We start from the raw sequence: 20,107 nt of genomic DNA on the forward strand, positions 1-20,107 counted from the left end.
AGATAGACACTGGAGTTGTGTTTTTTTAATGGAAAATGTACTTATTTGGCCTAAAGAATACCCGTTATTAGTCAAAGGACTTATTGAGCAAAACGGTGCATTTATTTTAGACGCTTTAGAAGCATGGCCGGCTTGTCGCTCGACTGAAGAAGACAATGGCGTGTGTACTACTGTGCTACCGCCTATCTATTATTTAACCTGGTTAACTCCCCTTGAGCCATTTGAAGAGTGTTTTTTCCAACATATCTGTGAATATGATGAAGCCGCTCAACAGTATATTTCGGCAGCTAAAGATTACTATTTTGATAACGAGTATAGCCCAGAGAGTTTAGTGCTATTACTTTGCCAACGTCTTGAAAAATATGCAGCTGTAGCGTCACAAACAACGATAGAAACACCCGTTACGTTATTATCTCAGTTATTCTCAAAACGCTATTTTACAATCATCGAGTATGCGCTCAATGCGGGCAGTAAAGTGAGTGCTGAAGATGCTTTGGCACTGTGGAAAGAAGTTGATTTTCGTGAACGTTTTAGCACCTTTATACCTGACTCAATCGATGACGTTAATGCGTTAAGTGAATTAGCGGCGAAAAAAGTTGCTGGCGGAAAGGATTATTTCACCTTATTGACCCAAGTATCACCAGATGTTGACTCAGTGGTGCTATTAGAACAAGCACTGTTGGCGCATTTGCGTTTTGACACAGCTAAACAAACGATGGCGATGCGTTTTATAGAGCAAGGTGCAACAGGCACGTTGGCGGATGAAAATGGTAAAACGGCCTTTATGTGGGCAGTTGAAAAAGGGTTTGTTAATTTAGTACAAACCTTATTAGATAAACAAGATAAAAAACAACGTGATGCCCTTGGTAACAGTGCTTTACATTATGCGGTACTAGCAAAAAATGAGCCTTTGATGGTGCTATTATTGAAGTCTGGCTATGACTTTCGTGTTCGTAACTGTGATGGCTTAAGTTGTTATCGTTTAGCTGTGAGTGTTAAAGCCAGTCAGTTAGTGAAATGCTTAGAGCGTGATTTTGGTATTAAAGAATTATCGCCGGATGGACAATTTTCGCGGATCAAAAAAGTCCACGCCTTACATGCCATCGTGACTTTATTGTTGCCGCTACAGTTGTTTTTCTTTTTTGATGATTCGATTGCAATTAAAAGTGAACTGACGCTTTGCTTAACCATGTTGGCAATTGTCTGCTTCTTTTTTGCAATGAGTTTGAAGCGCTGCGCTTTATACCCTCATATTAAACACCCATGGGGGTTATTTGTACTGCGTTGTTGCTCATTGATCAGTTTAGTTGGGCAGCTAGGCTTAGCAAGTATTGTGGCATTGGCAACGTTAAGTGAAGTTGTTTAAGCTTCTTGCATGTACCGTAGACAAAAACGCGCTAATTAAGCGCGTTTTTTAGTTGTTATACCAATCGTGTTAAGTTACTGACCATTTAGCTCGCTAGAATGGTTAAATATTTAAGTCGTTTGGTATTAACTTTAGTCTTTTTTATTAAATTCATGAGCCGCTTTTTCTGTTGCTAACTCATCTTTTAGTTTTTGAATTTTTAGCCCCAGCTCTTGACCGCGGTGACGTGCATAATAAGTACAACCAATAAACATCATACTGGCGAACAGCAGCTCTAAAACGACCCATATTAGTTGTTCTTGTGCGACCCACAGTAGGGTAAAACCGTGAATAAAATAGAACATAACAATAAAGTTTGCCCACGCATACGTATAAGGTTTATCTTGAATGATGCCTTTTAGCGGCAGTAAAAGCGGCAGAATATACACAACAAAAATAAATCCATTGCTATGACCTTCTCTAGGCTCTAATAAAAACAACCAAAGTGGCATCAGCAGTAACAAGCCAATATAGCCAATTATTGCAATACGTTGAAAACGGATAGTGATAGCCTTTTTCGGTGTGAGTTGTGGGTTTAAATCGCTGTGCGATGTCATTGTAATTTTCTCGTGATTTTAACTAAGCGTTGGCCAACGCTTTGGCAAATTTTAATTTCGTCTTTACTTAATTGCGCGCTATTTTGTGCACCAGCAACATGGCTTGCACCATAGGGAGTGCCACCGGTTTGTGTGGCAAGTAACTCAGGTACTTCATACGGCACACCCATTAACAGCATTCCGTGGTGCAATAACGGCAGTGACAAATTAAGCAGTGTTGCTTCATTGCCACCATGCATGCTACTTGATGATGAGAATACACAGGCTGGTTTATCTATTAATTGCCCTTTTAACCATAAGTCGCTGGTGGTTTCCCAAAAAGCTTTGGCTTGTGAGGCCATCATACCAAAGCGAGTAGGGGTGCCAAATGCTAACCCATCACACTGGATTAAGTCATCTTTGCTGATCAAAATATCGTGAGGTTCTCTAGCTACAAAGGTTCTTAGCAGTGCAGTACCGCCTTGGCATTCAATCGACTCTGCAATTTCATGTGCCATGGCTGCAACAGAGCCGTGACTTGAATGATACAACACAACAATAGTGACGCTCATTAAAGTACGCTTAGTACGTTTTCTGGTGGGCGACCCAGTGCGGCTTTATTGTTATTTACCACAATAGGGCGCTCAATTAATTTTGGATTGCTAACCATGGCTGTAATGAGTACGTTTTCATCATGCTCATTTTTAAGGTCTAACTCTTTGTAAATATCTTCTTTAGTACGCATTAGTTCACGTACTGAAGAAAACCCTAGCTGTTTAACTAAGATGCTGATTTGCTGATGATTCAGTGGGGTTTTTAAGTATTCGATTATCTCTGGCTGAATCGATTTTTGCTCAAGTAGGGCTAATGTTTCACGCGATTTTGAACAACGTGGATTATGAAAAATAGTAACAGACATAGTAACAATCCAATTAGATAAAGTAAGGCTATTTTAGGCCAAGCAGCACCAGACTTAAAGCCTTGCGAGCTCTTTTTGCATTTGGCGGTATTGCGTTAACAATGCTTTGAGACGTTGTTGTTTAATTAGCTCTTGTGGTTCTACAAAGTTGAGTGCTTTTTGTACTTCGTCAGCGGCTTTTAAGTAGGCGCCGTATTGTGCAAGAACGTCGGCATTTGCTTCATGATAAGCGGCTAAGTTATCTTGCTTTTTATAGGCATCTGCAAGAAGTTGCATGCCTAAATTATGTTCAGGCTTTTCGAGTAAAAATGATTTTAATATTTGCACTGCAACATCGTATTGCTCAGCTTCAAGTGCAGCATTGGCATAGTTTAAGGTAATAACTTGATTGTTAGGACGGTTTTCATGCAAGGCGGCTAAAAATTTTACTGCCTCGGCGGCTTTTTTTTGTGCTATCAGTAGATCAGTATGCGTATCAATATAGAATAAATTTTTAGGATCAGACTTTAAAAGTTCGTCTAAAATTGGCGCCGCTTCGTCGAGCTTTTTTTGATCCAATAAACTAATACCCAAACCATAATTAAGCGCTGTTTTATTATAAAAGCTGTTTTCACGAATGAGCTTTCTAAAGAAATTTTCAGCCGCTTCAGGTTTTTGGTGATAGCGAGCAATTACGCGGCTTTTGGCAAGGTTAAATTCTAAGCTATCCGGAAGTTGACGTTTTTCAAATTGCTGTGCACGTAAGCGCACATCAGACACGCGGCTCTCAGGTAATGGGTGAGTCAGCAAAAAGGCCGGTGGCTTGTATTTATAACGAATTTGCGCAGCAAGTTTGGTTAAGAATTCACTGGATGCGTATGGGTCAAATCCTGCATTATTGAGTGTTTGCATACCAATTCGGTCGGCTTCTTGCTCAGCTGAACGGCTGTGAGTGAGTTGACTAAATGCGCTTTGTGTTTGACTAGCTGAGATAATCGCGATACCGGCATCTGGTGACACAACTGATGCTAAAATACCGGCAATCATACCGGCAATAGTGAGGGCGCTGTTATCTTGTTGTTGTTGCATGCGACGTGCAAGATGGCGCTGGGTAACGTGGGCAATTTCGTGACCAAGTACTGAGGCAAACTGACTTTCGTTATCGGACTGTGCAATTAAACCTGTGTGTACCCCAACATGGCCACCATAAAAAGCAAATGCGTTTATTTCCGGATTGTTGATCCAAAAAAATGAAAACGGAAAGCGAACATCATTTGCATTAGCAACCAGCTTGTGGCCGATCGTTGTTAAATACTCATCAAGCACAGGATCATTAACAACAGGTGATGAGCCACGAATTTGCATCATCATTACTTTCCCGATTGCTTGCTCTTTTTCTAGAGGCAAAGCTTGCAATGCTGAAGTACCAAGATCGGGTAATGTAAAATTAGTTTGTGCCTTTAATGGCTCACTTACCAGCACACTAAAAGTTAAAAGTGTAGTGAGTAATGTAATAAAGGCTGATTTAAGCTGCATTTTATTCCTTGTTATGATCTTCACCTAGCATGAGTTTAGCAATGTCAATTTCATCACTGCATGCTCTGCTATCTCGTTCGCACAATTGATACAATTCTTTGATTGTGACCCCATCTAGCTTTACAACGTTCAATTCTCGTTGTAAAAAACTAATGATTTTATGTACTACTTTGTGCGCATGAAGAATAAGAGCTTTATCTGCTTTGTCACCACGCTCAAAGTAAAAGCCAATAAACTTATGTAATTGATTAATCCGAATCAAACTTTTCATTGACACTGGATCCCACTCGTTAAACTCTATAAAGCGGTTATCTTTTACGTATTTATCTATTGTAACGTCTTTTGCATAAGGCAGTGCCCATAATTCAAAGCCCCGGTCGGTAAATACTTGGTGCAGCGCAATTCTTGGCTTGTTTTCACAATATATCTCTCCAAGAGCGTCTTCATGACCTCCGAGTAAATCGAGGTTCCAATTGCGCCTATCAATTATTTTTTTTACGGCATTATCAAAACCATGTTCTAATATCCCCTCTGACTCGCTCACTGATGAGGCGACAAGGTGATAGAAGGGCGGAAGTTCGCCCCAGTTTATTTGTTTTTTATACCAGTTAATTTCTTTAAGAGTTGGATTACTCGGTAGTTGCGCTTTATTATGCGTGCCAGACATTAACTTATCCTTACTACTAACTATGCTATAAGGATAAACTATTGCGATGCGTGTTTTAAGAAAAAGTTACATTTGTTATTAACAACGCTGACAAAGACCGTATTATTATTCATTTTTATAGGGCAGATAATTGGTTATGCTAGAGCAAGACTTGCGCGGATTCAAATGTCCGCAGCAATTTATCCAGTTTAAGTTGACTTTACGCCAAGCTTTAGCAACTGCGCAACCGATAAAGTTTACATTATTAGTGGATCAACCAACTCAAGATATGGAGCGCTTTTTGCTAAAAAATCATTATCCGTACAAATTAGATCAACAACGTGGGTTGTTAATCGTGGAGCTAAATCGTGTTTGAATATGTAAAAATTTGGTACGAAAGGAAGTTTTCAGATCCACATTCAGTAACTCTATTGTTTTTATTACTCGCTTTAATGGCGATGTTTTATTTCTTTGGTGCACTTATTGTACCTGTTTTGATTGCTTTAGTGATTGCTTATCTGCTTGATTGGCCGGTTGCGCATTTAGAGCGTTTTGGCTTACACCGCTTTACTGCCACTATTATTGTGATGTTAATTTTTTCAGGGTTGATGCTGACCTTAGTGATCGGCATGGGTCCAATACTGTGGCAGCAAGCAAGTAATTTAGTGCAAGAAAGCCCGCACATGATAGAACAGGGAAAATCTTTTCTACTGCACTTGCCTGAGCAATACCCCAGTTTAATTAATGCAGAGCAAGTACAATCAGTGGTCAGCAGCGTTGAAGCCAAAGCAATTGAGTTTGGCCAAGTACTATTGTCGGTCTCGTTGACATCATTAAAAGATGTAGTGGCGTGGTTGATCTATCTTATTTTAGTACCATTACTGGTGTTCTTTATGCTCAAAGATAAGCTGGAGTTGGTCAGAAGTGCAGAAAAACTCGTTCCAAAACAAAGACGCTTAATCCTGCAGGTATGGCACGAAATGAACCAACAAATCATGAATTATATTCGTGGTAAGGTGTTTGAAATTTTGATTGTAGGCTCAGTATCGTTTATCGCGTTCACTATTTTTGATTTACGTTATGCAGCGCTATTGGGCGTATTAGTGGGTTTATCAGTATTGATCCCTTTTGTGGGTGCGGCACTTGTTACCATACCGGTTGCGGCCGTGGCATTATTTCAATTTGGTTTAGAAACCCAGTTTTGGACCATACTGATCATCTACGGCATTATTCAAGCATTAGATGGTAATGTGCTGGTGCCGTTACTATTTTCTGAAGCGGTTGATCTGAACCCGGTATTTATTATTGTTGCGGTACTGTTTTTTGGTGGCTTATGGGGTTTTTGGGGCGTGTTTTTTGCAATTCCACTAGCGTCATTGGTAAAAGCCTTACTCAATGCTTGGTCAACGAAACAAGAAGAACAACTGATTGAGCATAGCTAACACGAACTTTGGTTAATTAGCTTTATACCTAAATCACCTGAAGATTTAGGTATTTTGGGTATAGTATCAAATGGTATAGAAAACGCACCTGAGAGACTAATTGATTCTTACGCGGCCCATTAATTTTATGTAGAATGGGTTATAAGATATATCTTTTAGTAATATGGTGCGTTTTTTAATGTCTGATTTAATATTACCTACTGACTCATCGTCACAAATTTACCTTGATGCAAACGCAACAACACCGGTGCTACCTTGTATTGCAGAGGTTGTTTCGCATACTATGCAAATCTGCTTTGGTAACCCTTCTTCTTCACACATTACCGGTATTCAAGCTAAACACTTATTAGAGCAAACACGTCAAAAAGCCCGTGATGTGATAGGTGCACAGCAGGGGGATATTTTATTCACTTCTGGGGCTACCGAAGGAATTCAAACAGCTGTCGTGTCTACGCTCATAGCAGCTAAAGATCATGCTAAACCAAATCCAGTATTACTGTATGGCGCGACTGAACATAAAGCAGTACCTAATACATTAATACATTGGAATGCCGTATTGGGTATAAACGCAACCGTGCTTGCGATCCCGGTATCGAGTGATGGCCTTTTAGATTTAGATTTTATTGCTCAACACGCTGGTGATGCACTGATGATTTGTACCATGGCGGTTAACAATGAAACCGGTGTTTATCAAGATTTAAAAGCGATTGAAAAGGTAATACGAGCACATAACACGGAAGTTGCGTGGATGGTGGATTGCGTACAAGCGCTAGGGAAAACCGCATTGGCCCTTAGTGATACAACGATTGACTACGCGCCATTTTCAGGCCATAAACTTTACGCGCCGAAAGGTATAGGCGTGTTGTATATTCGTCAAGGCAGTGCTTATACGCCATTTATTGCCGGTGGTGGTCAAGAAAGTGGCATGCGCTCCGGTACTGAAAACCTGCCAGGTATAGCAGGTCTTAACAAACTGTTTTGTTTATTGCTGGATAAAACAAACGATACGTTTAAATCAATCGATGTGTTAAACGGCTATCGTGAACAATTACATCAGGCTTTAGTAGATACCTTTGGTAATATAACCTTTAATCATACTTTTGCATTGTCAGTACCAACAACGTTAAATTTTGCTGTTGATGAACTCAGTAGTAAAGAAGTGATGGATTTGTTCGATGCGGCAGGTATTCGTATCAGTGGTGGCTCAGCCTGTAGCTCAGGCGCAAATCGTAGTTTTGTGTTAGATGCCATGGGCGTGAGTGATTGGCGTAGTGAAAATGCAATACGTTTATCATTTGGACCGGCGACAACACAGGCTGAAATAACCACTGCCTGTGCGCGTATTCGTTCACTTAAACCAATATTACAAGCTAATTGTTTGGTGGTTTCAGATTCGTCATCACCACAGCAAGAAGCGTGTGCATTAGGGTTAACACAATTTAGACATCAAGGTGCGTGTTGTTGGTTGTATGTCAGTCAAGATAAACAAGCAGTGATCATTGACCCAATTATTGAGCTTATCCCGCGGCTTGAAAAAATAGTACACACACAAAATTTAACGGTAGCAGCCATTTTAGACACACATGCCCATCAAGAGCGATGCTGTGCGACTACATTGTTGGCTCAGGCCTTAAAATTCAGTTTGCAAGACGAGCATGAATTGGGGTGGCCAGTGCAGCAAACGAGTATTGCATTACCTGAATGCACCATTGAGCGCTTAGCAACACCCGGGCACAGCCAAGATAGTGTTAGTTATTTATTGCGGTGTAACAACTCTCAACAAGTGCTATTTTGCTTTTGCGGTGATTTGCTGCTGCCTGCTGGGCTTGGTAATACTGCAATTGACGGTGGGGATGCGTTAGCTATGGCACACTCATTACGTCAACTATCAACATGCTTAGCAGAGTCGACAGTTATTTGTTCTGGTCATGACTACCAGCAATGTTTTGCTATTAATTGGCAAGTTCAACAGCAGCAAACGCCGTTATTGCATGCATTATTGAACAATGAACTAAGTGATACTGAATTTGCTAACAACAAGCAGCGCAGCGATGAAGACAATTTATGTAAATTTGCAACTTTGTGTGGTTATGCTGACAGTTTAAAATACAGTAGAGCTTACGAACTGAACGCCGTGCAAGCAAAAGATATGTTAACTTCAAGCGATGTATATTTAATTGATACCCGTGAACCATATGAACATGGGGCAAACAATATTCCTCAGTTATTTGCAGTTAGCCCTGCGCGAGTGATGAATATTCCGCTAAGTAGAATGGCAAATGCATTAGTGGACAGGCAATTGAACCCACAGGGTAAATATATTTTACTTTGTCGCAGTGGTAATCGTTCAAAACAAGCGGCAACTAACTTATCTCAGCTTGGCTTTACTGACGTGTATAATCTCAGCGGTGGAATGGCACTGTTATAATAACAGTGTAGAAGACTGGCGATTGACTACAGGGAAATAAGGCGCTTTTTAGCGCCTTATTTATTATCAGTGAAGGCTGTAGCTACTGTTTAGGCCCTGAACTTTCACGGATCACAATTGATGGTGTAAATGATGTGATGATGTCTTTATCTTGGTTACGAGCACCGCGAGTTTTGGTAAATAATAACCGTGCTGCATGTTGAGAGATAACATCGTTTGCTTGATGAGCGGTAGTTAACTTTGGCCATGTCTGACGGGAGAAAGGAGAATCCTCAAAGCCAGTAATAGATAACTGTTCAGGAATGGCAATACCCATTAAGCGTGACGCAAATAGAGCGCCAGCGGCCATTTCATCATTGCCACCTAATATAGCAGTAATAGCCAAGGTGTTATTCTCTGCTAACAAATGCTTTGCACCTTCAACACCCGACTCAAACGAATATTTACCATCGTAAATAAAGCGTTTATCAAATTCTTTATGATGATCTGCCAGCGCTGCTTTATAACCTTCAAGACGTTCAGACGTCGATTTATGTTCTTTATCGCCACAGATAAAGCCAATATTTTCATGTCCATGAGTTAAAAGGTGAGTGGTGATCTCATACGCGGCTTTATAATCGTTAACATAAATACAGGTGTCTTGATCATCATCTGATGGTCGCCCAGATAACACCCTAACGTAATGAATATTTAACTCATCGAGTAAATTGGTGATGCTACTTTGCTCTGATAATGGCGGTGTAAGCACAAGCCCAGCTAAGCGAGAGCGCTTTATCATGGTGATAAATTCATCTTTCATGTTTGCATCTGTATAAGTGCATGGATGGATCACCAATTCATAGCCTTCATCTTTACAGCGAGAAAGCACACCATTTTGCATATCAATCACATAATACGCATTAGGATTGTCATAAACTAAGCCTACCGTAAATGATGACGTACCAGCTAGGTTTCGTGCTGCAAGATTTGGCTGATAGTTCAGCTCTTTTACAGCATCCATGACTGTATCGTAAGTTTTTTTACGAACAGATGGTTCTTTATTTATTACCCGTGAAACCGTTTTCATCGAAACCCCGGCGAGCCTCGCTACATCATTTATAGTTACTTTCATAGAGTTACTTTTAGGTTATTGTTTTAGTGTTGTCATGGTCCTGATAAGAATACACCTAAGTAGACTTAACAAACGTGTTATTCATTATTTCTTCATCAAGACCAGTTAGTGTATCTAATGTTCAGTAAAATTAGCAGTAAAATAATTGAGATAATTTTTATGATACCGGTGTCAAATGAGTAAAAGTGCGTTATTATCTCGATTGTAAAATATAAAAGTAGCTTGTTGACAGCGTTGTCATTCTAACTTATCGTTAATTTTCTTTGTAAGTTAATACGCTATCAGTTCACTTTATTAATATAAAGATAGTTATAAATCAGTTTGTTGCAAGTTTAAGGGGATGTTAAAAATGAGTTGTCGTTCACAGTTAGCTAGTTGGCAAGCATTAAAAATAAGTGCAAATAAGATGAAGGAAGTTCATCTTAAAGATTTATTTGCCAATGACAGCACGCGATTCGAGCAATTTTCGACTCAGATCCCAGGTGTTTTATTTGATTATTCAAAACAATTGATTGATAACAGTGTGATGACACAGTTACTGTCTTTAGCACAAGAGTGCGATATCGCTAACTGGCGAGATAAAATGTTCAGCGGTGAAAAAATTAATATCACCGAAGATAGAGCCGTGCTTCATACTGCACTTCGTAACCGTAGTGCATCATCATTAGTTGTAGATGGCGAGAATGTAAGTTCGGTGGTTAACGCTGAATTACAAAAAATTAAGTTGTTCGTTGAAAAAGTACGTAGCGGGAAATGGTTAGGTTATACCGGTAAAGCCGTGAAAGATGTTGTGAGCATTGGTGTTGGTGGTTCAAACTTAGGCCCACAAATGGCCACTGAAGCACTAAAAAGCTATACAGATGACTCATTAAAAGTACATTACGTTTCAAATGTTGATGGCGTACAAATTGCGTCAGTATTGAAAGACATCGATCCTGAAACAACTTTGTTTGTGATTTCGTCAAAAACCTTTACTACATCTGAAACCATGACCAATGCAAAAACCGCCGTTGCATGGTTTTTAGAGTCAGCCGATGACAAGCAAGCTATTGCTAAGCACTTTGTAGCAGTGAGCACTAATTTAGAAAAAACGGCAGCGTTTGGTATTGCTGATGAAAACGTATTCACAATGTGGGATTGGGTAGGTGGTCGCTTTTCATTATGGAGTGCGATAGGCTTACCAATTGCATTGTATTTAGGCTTTGATGCATTTGAAGCGATTCTTGAAGGCGCTTTTGAAGTTGATGAACACTTTAAAACGGCCGAATTTGCAGAAAATGTACCATTATTAATGGCTTTGTTGAGCGTATGGAATACCAGCTTTTTAGGTTTCGACTCACAGGTTATTTTACCTTACGATCAAGCATTACACATGTTGCCAGCTTATTTGCAGCAAGGTGAAATGGAAAGTAATGGTAAGCACGTTAATTTTGCGGGTAATACCGTACCGTATACTACAGTGCCAATTATTTGGGGGATGACCGGAATTAATGGTCAACATGCTTTTTATCAGTGTTTGCACCAAGGCAATGTGATTGTACCGGCTGATTTTATTGCCTCTATTAAACCTCAGGTTAATATTGGTCAGCATCACGACATTTTATTATCGAACTTTTTTGCACAAACAGAAGCGATGATGATGGGGGTTGATGCAGAGCAAGTTCGCGCTGATTTAACCGCAAAAGGTAAATCAGAGGCTGAAATAGCCGCGCTAATTGATCATAAAATCCACCGTGGTAACCGTCCTACAACATCAATGCTGTTAGATACGGTTGATGCAAAAACGGTTGGTCGCTTAATTGCCTTATATGAGCATAAAATTTTCTGCCAAGGCATCATTTTAGAGATCTGTTCTTTCGATCAATGGGGTGTTGAGCTCGGTAAAGGCTTAGCCTCAAAAATTGAAGCTGAGTTACTGGATGATAATATAAACCATCCACATGATAGTTCGACAAATGGCTTAATGAGCTATTATAAACAACGTCGAGCGCAATAAAAAATTCGTACAGCAGATACACATCTGCTGTGCAACCAAATACCTTTGAACGGGTAGCGCTGGAGTTCTTAGGGCCTGTATATTTGTGAGAGGATATACAGAGCCCCTAAGACTCATTTAATTACCAGTTTGAAATGAATACAGCTGAATCAATATTCAGCGATAAAACAAGCGAATTCAACAGGCTTTTTCTCGAGTACGATGCCAAAAAGCTGACATCAACTAAACAACAAGAATGTATGCCCGCACTATCAATAGTGGATAGTCGACAACGGGGCATAGCAAACGTAGAGAGTAAATTATGCTAAATCCTTTTGATATTGTAATTTTTGGGGGCGGTGGTGATCTTGCATTACGCAAATTATTACCTGCAATGTATCGCGCATATCAAGAAGGCAACCTTCCACAAGGTTCGCGTATTTTACCGACGGTTCGTGAAGAAAGTAAACGTGCGGAATACATAGAAACAGCTCATCAAGCACTAAAAGAATTTTTAGGTAAAGGTGAGTTTAATGCCAAAGATTGGAAAGCTTTTTCAGCGTGCTTGGTGCCAGTAGTCACGAATGTAACCGAAGCAGACGATGATTGGGATAAATTAAAAACAATACTAGATGAGCACGATGCAGACAAATCTCGGGTGTTCTATTTATCACTTCCACCTGCGGTATATGGTAGCTGCTGTGAAATACTGTCTAGCAAAGGTCTGATCACTGCTACATCACGTGTCGTTGTTGAAAAACCAATTGGTTATTGCGGTAATTCAGCAGAAGAGATCAATGCAAAAATTGCTGAATATTTTAGCGAAGAGCAAATCTTCCGTATTGATCATTACTTAGGTAAAGAAACGGTACAAAACTTAATGGCACTGCGTTTTTCAAATTCATTATTTGAAAATATGTGGGATGCTAAATCAATCGATAATATTCAAATCAGTTTATCTGAAACTGTTGGCCTTGAAAGCCGTGCTGGTTTTTATGATAAAGCCGGCGCTTTACGTGACATGGTGCAAAACCATTTATTACAATTGTTATGTTTAGTCGCGATGGAATCACCAAATAAACTTAATGCAAACAGCATTCGCACCGAAAAGCTGAAAGTATTAGAATCATTGCGCCCACTTGTTGCAACGGATGTAGATGACAACATCATTCGTGGTCAATATGTACCCGGTGATTTGGATGGCAAAATTGTCCCAGGTTACTTAGAAGAGTTAAATGAAGGTTCAAGTAAAACAGAAACATTTGTTGCTATTCGTGCTCATATTGATAACTGGCGTTGGGCGGGCGTGCCATTTTACCTTCGTACAGGTAAACGTATGGCAAAACGTTGTGCCGAAATTGTCGTTGAATACAAAAAAGTATCACACAATGTTTACGGTGATAATGTTGGCAATATTGAACCAAACCGTTTGGTTATCCGCCTTCAGCCTGAAGAGACAATTCAATTAACCTTGATGTCAAAGCGTCTTGATAATTTAGAGATGCAATTAGAGCCGGTAACCATGAACATTGAGCTATCGCAAGCTTATAGCAATGGTTTCCATTCAGATGCTTACAAGCGCTTGATGTTAGATGCGGCTGCAAATAATCCATCCCTGTTTATTCACCGTGATGAAGTACGTCAAGCTTGGAAATGGATTGACCCAATTATCGAGCGCTGGCAAGAAAAAGGTAAGCCTGCTTTATACCGTGCTGGTAGCTGGGGGCCTGATGATGCTGATGAACTATTAGCTGAAAATAACCATGTTTGGTTTAACACTGGCGATAAGGCATAACAATGGCAACCATCGTAGAGAAATTTTTTGATTCAAAAGATGCATTAACCGCTGAGTTATCTACAACACTTGAACAAAGTTTAGTCAGCGGTATTGAAGCTGATGGCCGTGCCGTGCTGATGGTATCAGGTGGCTCATCACCTGCACCCGCTTATAAGCACTTATCTAATCTAGCATTAGATTGGGCAAAGATAGATGTTGCTATGGTTGATGAACGTTGGGTTGATGTAGCACATGAAAAAAGTAATGAAGCGTTTATTAAGAGCACGTTATTACAAAATCATGGCGCGGCAGCTAACTTCATTACTATGAAAAATAATGCCGAGACTGCGCAACAGGGTAGTGCAGAATGTGAAGCTGCGTACCAACAACTGAAACGTCCATTTGATGTTACTATATTAGGCATGGGACCGGATGGTCATACCGCTTCATTATTTCCACATGCGGGCGGTTTACAGCAAGGGCTTGAAACATCACAATTGGTATGTGCAATTAATGCTATTGAAAGTGAAGTAACAGGGAATATTACCGAACGTATGACGTTAACTTTAGCAGCGATTGCGCAGTCTAAAGTAGTTAAGTTACTGATCAGTGGAGAAGAAAAGCTTGCTGTATATAAAGCAGCAAAAGCCGGTGGAGATGAAAACGACATGCCACTACGTGCAGTTTTAAATCACCCAACAATAAATATTGAAGTTTATTGGGCTCCGTAACGACCCCAATCGACCCAAACTTTAAAATGCAGGCTATAAAGCCTGCATTTTTGTTTCTCTTCTAAATTTATCTGTATCGCACTTGCAAGATCTTTATTATTTTCGCTTATTTATTTTTATCGAAAACAACAGTTATACAATCGTGTTAAGTTACTGACCATTTATAGCTTCGCTAGAATGGTTAAATATTTAAGTCGATTGTTATTATATAACGCCCGGCAATTATTAAGTTTGGAGCGTAATGTGATCTATCTGTAAGTGACTTATCTTCACTAAATAACAAGCCTCACAAATAGTGTGAGTTAACTAGTTGTTTGTTGAAATGTGGCTACTTATGCCTACTTTATTAAAAACATGAGCATCTTAGTGGTTTAAAAAACTTCACTAACTACATTAAAAATTATCCATATAGAACAATTATATGAGTAATTTTCACGGTTCCTATAGCTCTCTAAAATTTTCAATGAAAAGGGTAGGCTATGGGGGAAAATAAAGGTAGACATTAATAGCGTAACTCTTTAAAATACAAAATGACAACGCTGTCATTGATATTGATAACTATTAATAAATTCCCCTTGATAAATTATTTGCCCTAATTTTTCTGCAATATTAATGTGAAAAGATGTGTTTTTGTTCATCCAGCTAAAGTTATATCTTTATCAGCAAATAAGCGAAATGTCATTTCTGTATAGTTGAAGTGGAACGTTTTTTTTACACTAAGACTTATCTAAAATCATAAAATTACCTAAAACAGTGCATTTGGTTTTCTCTTTTTGAACTTAACCATGCTATATTCCCGCCGTAAAACTGTAACAATTTATAAACTCTATTTTTTTAATCTATTAATATTCAATTGGTTAGTATTTTTATAGCTATTTTTTTGCACAAAACGGCTAAAAAGATGTAGCACAAATGTAATTTAGAGTGTATGGTTTGTTACTAGATGACAACGCTGTCATCATCACTGGGCAGAAGTGATAAATAAAACCAACAAAATGATTCAAGGGGAATCCTGTGTTAGCTAAAAATTTTAAAAAAAGCTTATTAGCAGTAAATATCGGTCTTGTAATGAGTGCCGGATTCACTGGTGCTGCATTCGCAGCTGATGAAGTAAAAGTTCAAGAAGACGTAGAAGTCATTGAGGTACGTGGTATTCGCGCTTCAGCTAAAGCTGATATTAACAATAAGCGTTTTGCAAATGCTGTTGTCGACTCCATTACTGCAGAAGATATTGGTAAATTCCCAGATAAAAACGTTGCTGAATCACTTTCACGTATTACAGGTGTTGGTGTTAGCCGTGAGTTTGGTGAAGGTGAAAAAATTACTGTTCGTGGTTCAGATCCGACTAAAAACCGTACTTTATTAAATGGTCAAAACGTAGGTACAGCAGATTGGTTTATACTTGATAACCCATCTCGTAGTTTCAACTTCACTATGCTACCTTCTTCACTTGTAAGTAGCCTTGAAGTATACAAATCACCAGAAGCCCGCTTAGATGAAGGTTCAATTGGTGGTACTGTTATTTTAAGAACTCGTAAACCACTCGATTTAGATTCTGGCACTACTCATATCACGTTACAGAGCCAGTACTCAGAATCATCAGAAGAACATGATCCATTAGTTGAAGGCTTTTATTCTTGGAAAAACGAAGACGAAAAGTTTGGTATTTTGATCTCAGGTTCAAAATCTGACCGTACAGTTCGTCGTGAAGGTTTTGAAGTACTAGGTTGGGATGCAAATTCAGCAGACGGTACTTATACTCCACGTACTATGGGCGTTCCTGTTTTCCGTCAAGATCGTGAAAGAACAACTTTCTTCAGTTCAATTCAGTTTGCACCTTCTGATGATTTTAGCGCAACATTAAACATCTTAGATTCGAAAATGGATGTTAATAACACTAACTCTAATTTCTTACTTATGAATCCTGGCGCAGGGGCTGACTTAACATACGTAGGCAGTAATGCAGTAAAAGGCACTGGTGGTACCGATGTTCGCTGGAACCACATCAACCGTATTTCAAAAACAGATACAAACTCAATTCACCTAGATGTTGACTTTGCAACTGATTCTTTCTCTATGAATGTTGAGTTAGGTACTACTGCAGCTGAAGGTGGTACTTTAAATGAAACATCATGGGAATATGGTGGACAAGGTGACTATAACTTCGATCTAACAGGCTCTACACCTACAGTAAATGCTGGGGTTGATGGTACTGATCCATCTAAATTTAATGGTGGTTGGATTTGGGGTGGAAATAAACCAACAACTGATGATGAGTCATATGGACAAGTAGACTTTGATGTTCCTGTAGAGTTAGGTGCATTCACAGCTGTTAAATTTGGTGTGAAATATCGCGATCAAAAACGTACACAAGACAGAAATGCATATAGCTGGCATTGGGGTGTTGCAACTGATGGTACAAGCCCTAATTACATGGCCCAGATTTTGTCTTCGCAATGTGATACCTTAGCTAAATGTGATCTTGCGGTAGGTACTGATAGCGTTGGTGCCGATGTTGTTAACGGTGATATCACTCAACAATTAACCCATAACAGCGCTCAAATGATAGAACTTGGCTTAGGTCCAAATGCATCTTATGCTGTACATAAAAATTTAGGCGAGATCTTTGAGGTAGTTGAAAAGAAAACATCTTATTATGTACAAGGTGATTTTTCTGGCGATGATTACCGCGGTAATATCGGTATTCGTGTAGCGAGAACAGATCAAGACTCTTCAGGTTACTTATACTCTTCAGACTCCTTTAGTCTATTAACAGTTAAAAATCCAGGTGAAAATGCAGATTTAGCACCTGCGACACTAGAATGGGTTACTGAATCTCGCAGCTATACAGAGATTTTACCTAACTTTAACTTGTCATATGACTTAGCCGAAGACCAAATTGTCCGCCTTTCTGCTGCTAGAACAATGGCTCGTCCTAACTTCTTTGATATATCACCAATTACAGCGCCTGGTGATTTAGGTGAAACCAACCCTACAGCACAAGCCGGTAATCCTAATCTAGCTCCACAAATAGCAAATCAGTTTGATGCCGCTTGGGAGTTCTATTTTGATGATGCGTCATTATTCGCTGTAACGTTATTCTATAAAGATATTGAAAGTTATCAAACTACAGCTACATCTTCACAAGATTTTTATGATCAGCAAACTTCTAGCTGGGTTACAGCAACAGTTTCTCGTCCTGCAAATGGTGAAGGTGGTACTACAACAGGTTTAGAAGCATCACTTCAGTATGATTTAGGTAATGGTTTTGGTGTGTCTGCTAACTATACATACACAGATGCAAATAATGATGGCGAACGTGATGTAGCAAATCCTGGTTCAGGTTTAGTTATGGGCGCATCAGAAAATATGTTAAACGCTTCTGCATTTTATGAAAATGATATGTTTTCTGTTCGTGCAATGTATAACTATCGTACTAAATGGTACAAAGGACTTCATTCATCAGGTACAGAATTGTGGAATGATGACTACGGTCAGTTAGATTTTAGTACTACTTATAATGTAACTGAAAATATTTCGGTTGTATTAGAAGCTATAAACTTAACTGATGAAAAAGTTGTTGAGTTCAACACTAGTGAAGATCGTGTACTATCTATCTACCAAAATGGTCGTAGATTCGTACTAGGTGCAAACTTCCGATTCTAATTGAACAGAGTGTAAAAAAATGCCGCTGTATAGCGGCATTTTTATTTTTACTATTTCATTCTTTCTTTTAATGCACTTGCAACTGACTTTAGACTTTCATGAGAGTTTGAAAGAATACCGTGATATTCATTACTTTTATTTTTAAATTCATCTGTTTTCTCAAATACATAATGAGAAAAAATAGCTTGCCAAGCAAGTCTCTGTGATTCAGGCAAATTACGAAGTGTTAATATACTATGTAATAAACTATCTGTTGCCTCTAATCCTAAATCCGATTTTGTAGATGTCGGATCCCACCAATAATTTACTAGTATATTAACAGGATCAATGGCTTTTACATTATGCCACCAAAGTGGAGGTATATAGAGAGCTTCACCGATCTCTAAACTTGCAGTTAACACTTTCTTCTTTGTGGCTTTAAACTTTGGATACTTTTCAAAATCAGGGTTTTCAAAATCCACTAAGCTGATTGCAGGGCCAGCCACAGTTCTATCAATGGGTGCTACGTAAAGATTTTTTATTTCATTTGCGGGTAACAAATAAAAAGTTCTTTTACCACAGAGGTTTAGGGCTATATTATGTTCAGTGTCATAATGTCCAGGAACCGTAGCAGCATTGCCTAGCCAGATACGAGGAGGAACGTTAGCTAAAAATTTAGGTGCAGAGTTCTTAATACAAAAATCAGGTAAACATTCATTTATTAGTGCACTTTGCACTGCAATAGTATCTGAACCTTGATTATTAAAATTAATTATTAATTTTTTAAGTACAGAAATAAGTGGTGCATTGTGTTTTTCGAAAGTGTAATTTTTAAATTTATTATCAGTATAACCAATTAGGCCTTTATACTTCTTGTCAATAATTAAAGTATCCACTAATTCAGTAGATGCTTGAGTAACAAGGCTTCTAAGAAGTGCTAAAGGTGATTGTTTTGCAAGTGTAACACTTGGCCAATTAGAAAATAAATCTGTTATTATAATTGGCTCATTTAAATTGCACAAAAATTCTTGTATATTTTTTATGTTATTAATACTTAATCTATCTATTTGCATACTTTAAATTACCTCTTATACGTGCTATTTTTAAGTAAATAATAATATATTAATAGGTGTTTAATGTCAGATAAATTTGAAGTTTTTAACGTGGAAAAACACAAAGGGCAGTATGTAAAAGTTGATGCTAATTTTTCACATATAAAGGATCAGCATGTTGTTCCTATCACCCCTATTGAAATTGCAAAAGTAGCACTCAATTTTCCTGTATGCTTTATGAAATCAAGCGATGAGAACCCATTTAAAATGGTTGCTATTTTAGGGCTTGAATCGGGTCGAAATGTTTTTTACAACGATGGTCATTTCAATGCAATGTACGTGCCTCAACATGTTAAAAAACACCCATTCACGCTAGCTAAAACGCCTGAAGGTCAAGTTTTTCTTGCTGTTGAAACCGCTGCATTAAATACAGAAAAGAATGGTGAAGCACTATTTGACAATGTAGGAGAACCTTCTGACTATTTGATTTATAAGCAAGTTGAACTAAAAGAACTTGCTCGACAAGAGGAGTTATCAACACAGTTCACTAGTCGACTGGTAGAACTTGGGCTACTCACTGAATGTTCTTTTAAATTTGATTTAGGTGATGGTCAAAAAAAGCAAATTTCAGGCCTTTATTCTGTTGATAGGGATTTATTAAAATCTCTAGATGATGAGTCTTTATTATCTTTGCAAAAACAAGGGATGCTAGAGGCGATATATTCACACCTTGTTTCACTTGGTCAATTTCAACGTGTTATAGATTTATCTGCAAATACTTAATATAACGAAAAATTAAAATTAAAATTAAAATTAACAGTAATTTTATTTTTTATGAATAAAATATAATAGATTTAAGAAAAAGCTATACAGAGAGCAGTATTAAGGAATTTAGCTAATAGTACTCAACGTCAACTAATTAATT

Annotated in this window: 16 protein-coding genes; 9 read left to right on the plus strand and 7 right to left on the minus strand. The window is 38.5% G+C overall.

Going from position 1 to position 20,107, the window contains the following annotated elements; genetic code table 11:
* Positions 1–28 precede the first annotated feature (28 nt).
* Entirely contained in the window at positions 29–1,366 is a 1,338-nt protein-coding gene (locus H5162_RS13280) for an ankyrin repeat domain-containing protein (RefSeq protein ID WP_182778743.1), read from the plus strand.
* Positions 1,367–1,497: 131 nt separating this feature from the next.
* Here H5162_RS13280 and H5162_RS13285 read toward each other — a convergent pair whose 3' ends face one another.
* From H5162_RS13285 to H5162_RS13305, 5 genes are read right to left on the minus strand one after another with little or no spacing between them, the layout of a single operon-like run.
* Positions 1,498–1,962, minus strand: a complete 465-nt coding sequence (locus H5162_RS13285) for a DUF2069 domain-containing protein (RefSeq protein WP_145241003.1) — start codon at positions 1,960–1,962, stop codon at positions 1,498–1,500.
* Positions 1,959–2,513, minus strand: coding sequence for an NAD(P)H:quinone oxidoreductase (wrbA, locus tag H5162_RS13290; protein WP_182778745.1), 555 nt, complete (start codon positions 2,511–2,513; stop codon positions 1,959–1,961). The genes H5162_RS13285 and wrbA overlap by 4 nt, the downstream gene beginning before the upstream one ends.
* Positions 2,513–2,860, minus strand: a complete 348-nt coding sequence (gene arsC / locus H5162_RS13295) for an arsenate reductase (glutaredoxin) (protein ID WP_149982824.1) — start codon at positions 2,858–2,860, stop codon at positions 2,513–2,515. Before arsC ends, wrbA begins: the two co-directional genes overlap by 1 nt.
* A gap of 54 nt (positions 2,861–2,914) precedes the next feature.
* Complete coding sequence (locus tag H5162_RS13300; protein WP_182778747.1) at positions 2,915–4,375, minus strand: M48 family metalloprotease; 1,461 nt, start codon at positions 4,373–4,375, stop codon at positions 2,915–2,917.
* Position 4,376: 1 nt separating this feature from the next.
* On the minus strand, positions 4,377–5,042 hold the full coding sequence (locus H5162_RS13305; RefSeq protein ID WP_145240995.1) for a hypothetical protein: 666 nt from the start codon (positions 5,040–5,042) through the stop codon (positions 4,377–4,379).
* A gap of 136 nt (positions 5,043–5,178) precedes the next feature.
* On the opposite strand from H5162_RS13305, the gene H5162_RS21410 reads away from it, so the two are divergent.
* From H5162_RS21410 to H5162_RS13315, 3 genes are all read left to right on the plus strand, one after another.
* Positions 5,179–5,397, plus strand: coding sequence for a hypothetical protein (locus H5162_RS21410; protein WP_145240993.1), 219 nt, complete (start codon positions 5,179–5,181; stop codon positions 5,395–5,397).
* A complete protein-coding gene (locus H5162_RS13310) occupies positions 5,390–6,463 on the plus strand; it encodes an AI-2E family transporter (protein ID WP_182778750.1) in 1,074 nt (357 codons plus the stop codon). Before H5162_RS21410 ends, H5162_RS13310 begins: the two co-directional genes overlap by 8 nt.
* Positions 6,464–6,641: 178 nt before the next feature.
* On the plus strand, positions 6,642–8,891 hold the full coding sequence (locus H5162_RS13315) for an aminotransferase class V-fold PLP-dependent enzyme (protein WP_182778752.1): 2,250 nt from the start codon (positions 6,642–6,644) through the stop codon (positions 8,889–8,891).
* Positions 8,892–8,973: 82 nt separating this feature from the next.
* Here the strand turns inward: H5162_RS13315 and H5162_RS13320 are convergent, their stop codons facing one another.
* Positions 8,974–10,002, minus strand: a complete 1,029-nt coding sequence (locus H5162_RS13320; protein ID WP_145240987.1) for a LacI family DNA-binding transcriptional regulator — start codon at positions 10,000–10,002, stop codon at positions 8,974–8,976.
* Positions 10,003–10,351: 349 nt separating this feature from the next.
* Between H5162_RS13320 and pgi the strand changes: the two genes are divergently transcribed.
* The 4 genes from pgi (at position 10,352) to H5162_RS13340 (ending at position 18,151) form a co-directional block, all read left to right on the plus strand.
* On the plus strand, positions 10,352–11,998 hold the full coding sequence (gene pgi / locus H5162_RS13325) for a glucose-6-phosphate isomerase (protein ID WP_182778754.1): 1,647 nt from the start codon (positions 10,352–10,354) through the stop codon (positions 11,996–11,998).
* 301 nt (positions 11,999–12,299) lie between these two features.
* Complete coding sequence (gene zwf / locus H5162_RS13330; RefSeq protein ID WP_145240983.1) at positions 12,300–13,772, plus strand: glucose-6-phosphate dehydrogenase; 1,473 nt, start codon at positions 12,300–12,302, stop codon at positions 13,770–13,772.
* Positions 13,773–13,774: 2 nt separating this feature from the next.
* Complete coding sequence (pgl, locus tag H5162_RS13335) at positions 13,775–14,485, plus strand: 6-phosphogluconolactonase (protein WP_145240981.1); 711 nt, start codon at positions 13,775–13,777, stop codon at positions 14,483–14,485.
* 1,014 nt (positions 14,486–15,499) lie between these two features.
* The gene (locus H5162_RS13340; RefSeq protein ID WP_182732318.1) at positions 15,500–18,151 is read left to right on the plus strand and encodes a TonB-dependent receptor; all 2,652 of its coding nucleotides are present in this window, start codon (positions 15,500–15,502) and stop codon (positions 18,149–18,151) included.
* Positions 18,152–18,201: 50 nt separating this feature from the next.
* On the opposite strand, the gene H5162_RS13345 is transcribed toward H5162_RS13340, so the two are convergent.
* Positions 18,202–19,203 carry a cupin-like domain-containing protein gene (locus tag H5162_RS13345; protein ID WP_149982814.1) on the minus strand — a complete coding sequence of 334 codons (1,002 nt, stop codon included), beginning with the start codon at positions 19,201–19,203 and terminating at the stop codon, positions 18,202–18,204.
* 63 nt (positions 19,204–19,266) lie between these two features.
* Here H5162_RS13345 and H5162_RS13350 point away from each other — a divergent pair, with 63 nt between their 5' ends.
* Positions 19,267–19,965 carry a SapC family protein gene (locus tag H5162_RS13350; RefSeq protein WP_182732320.1) on the plus strand — a complete coding sequence of 233 codons (699 nt, stop codon included), beginning with the start codon at positions 19,267–19,269 and terminating at the stop codon, positions 19,963–19,965.
* The last annotated feature ends 142 nt before the right edge of the window (positions 19,966–20,107 follow it).

The sequence above is a fragment of the Pseudoalteromonas sp. SR41-8 genome (assembly GCF_014163915.1).
GTDB lineage: Bacteria > Pseudomonadota > Gammaproteobacteria > Enterobacterales > Alteromonadaceae > Pseudoalteromonas > Pseudoalteromonas rhizosphaerae.

Excerpts from the sequence above, each read along its gene's own strand:
- H5162_RS13320 (WP_145240987.1), bottom strand. The coding sequence starts at position 10,002 with ATGAAAGTAACTATAAATGATGTAGCGAGGCTCGCCGGGGTTTCGATG.
- arsC (WP_149982824.1), bottom strand. The coding sequence starts at position 2,860 with ATGTCTGTTACTATTTTTCATAATCCACGTTGTTCAAAATCGCGTGAA.
- H5162_RS13315 (WP_182778752.1), top strand. The coding sequence starts at position 6,642 with ATGTCTGATTTAATATTACCTACTGACTCATCGTCACAAATTTACCTT.
- H5162_RS13345 (WP_149982814.1), bottom strand. The coding sequence starts at position 19,203 with ATGCAAATAGATAGATTAAGTATTAATAACATAAAAAATATACAAGAA.
- zwf (WP_145240983.1), top strand. The coding sequence starts at position 12,300 with ATGCTAAATCCTTTTGATATTGTAATTTTTGGGGGCGGTGGTGATCTT.
- H5162_RS13300 (WP_182778747.1), bottom strand. The coding sequence starts at position 4,375 with ATGCAGCTTAAATCAGCCTTTATTACATTACTCACTACACTTTTAACT.
- H5162_RS13305 (WP_145240995.1), bottom strand. The coding sequence starts at position 5,042 with ATGTCTGGCACGCATAATAAAGCGCAACTACCGAGTAATCCAACTCTT.
- H5162_RS13285 (WP_145241003.1), bottom strand. The coding sequence starts at position 1,962 with ATGACATCGCACAGCGATTTAAACCCACAACTCACACCGAAAAAGGCT.
- pgi (WP_182778754.1), top strand. The coding sequence starts at position 10,352 with ATGAGTTGTCGTTCACAGTTAGCTAGTTGGCAAGCATTAAAAATAAGT.
- pgl (WP_145240981.1), top strand. The coding sequence starts at position 13,775 with ATGGCAACCATCGTAGAGAAATTTTTTGATTCAAAAGATGCATTAACC.
- H5162_RS13350 (WP_182732320.1), top strand. The coding sequence starts at position 19,267 with ATGTCAGATAAATTTGAAGTTTTTAACGTGGAAAAACACAAAGGGCAG.
- H5162_RS21410 (WP_145240993.1), top strand. The coding sequence starts at position 5,179 with ATGCTAGAGCAAGACTTGCGCGGATTCAAATGTCCGCAGCAATTTATC.
- H5162_RS13280 (WP_182778743.1), top strand. The coding sequence starts at position 29 with ATGGAAAATGTACTTATTTGGCCTAAAGAATACCCGTTATTAGTCAAA.
- wrbA (WP_182778745.1), bottom strand. The coding sequence starts at position 2,513 with ATGAGCGTCACTATTGTTGTGTTGTATCATTCAAGTCACGGCTCTGTT.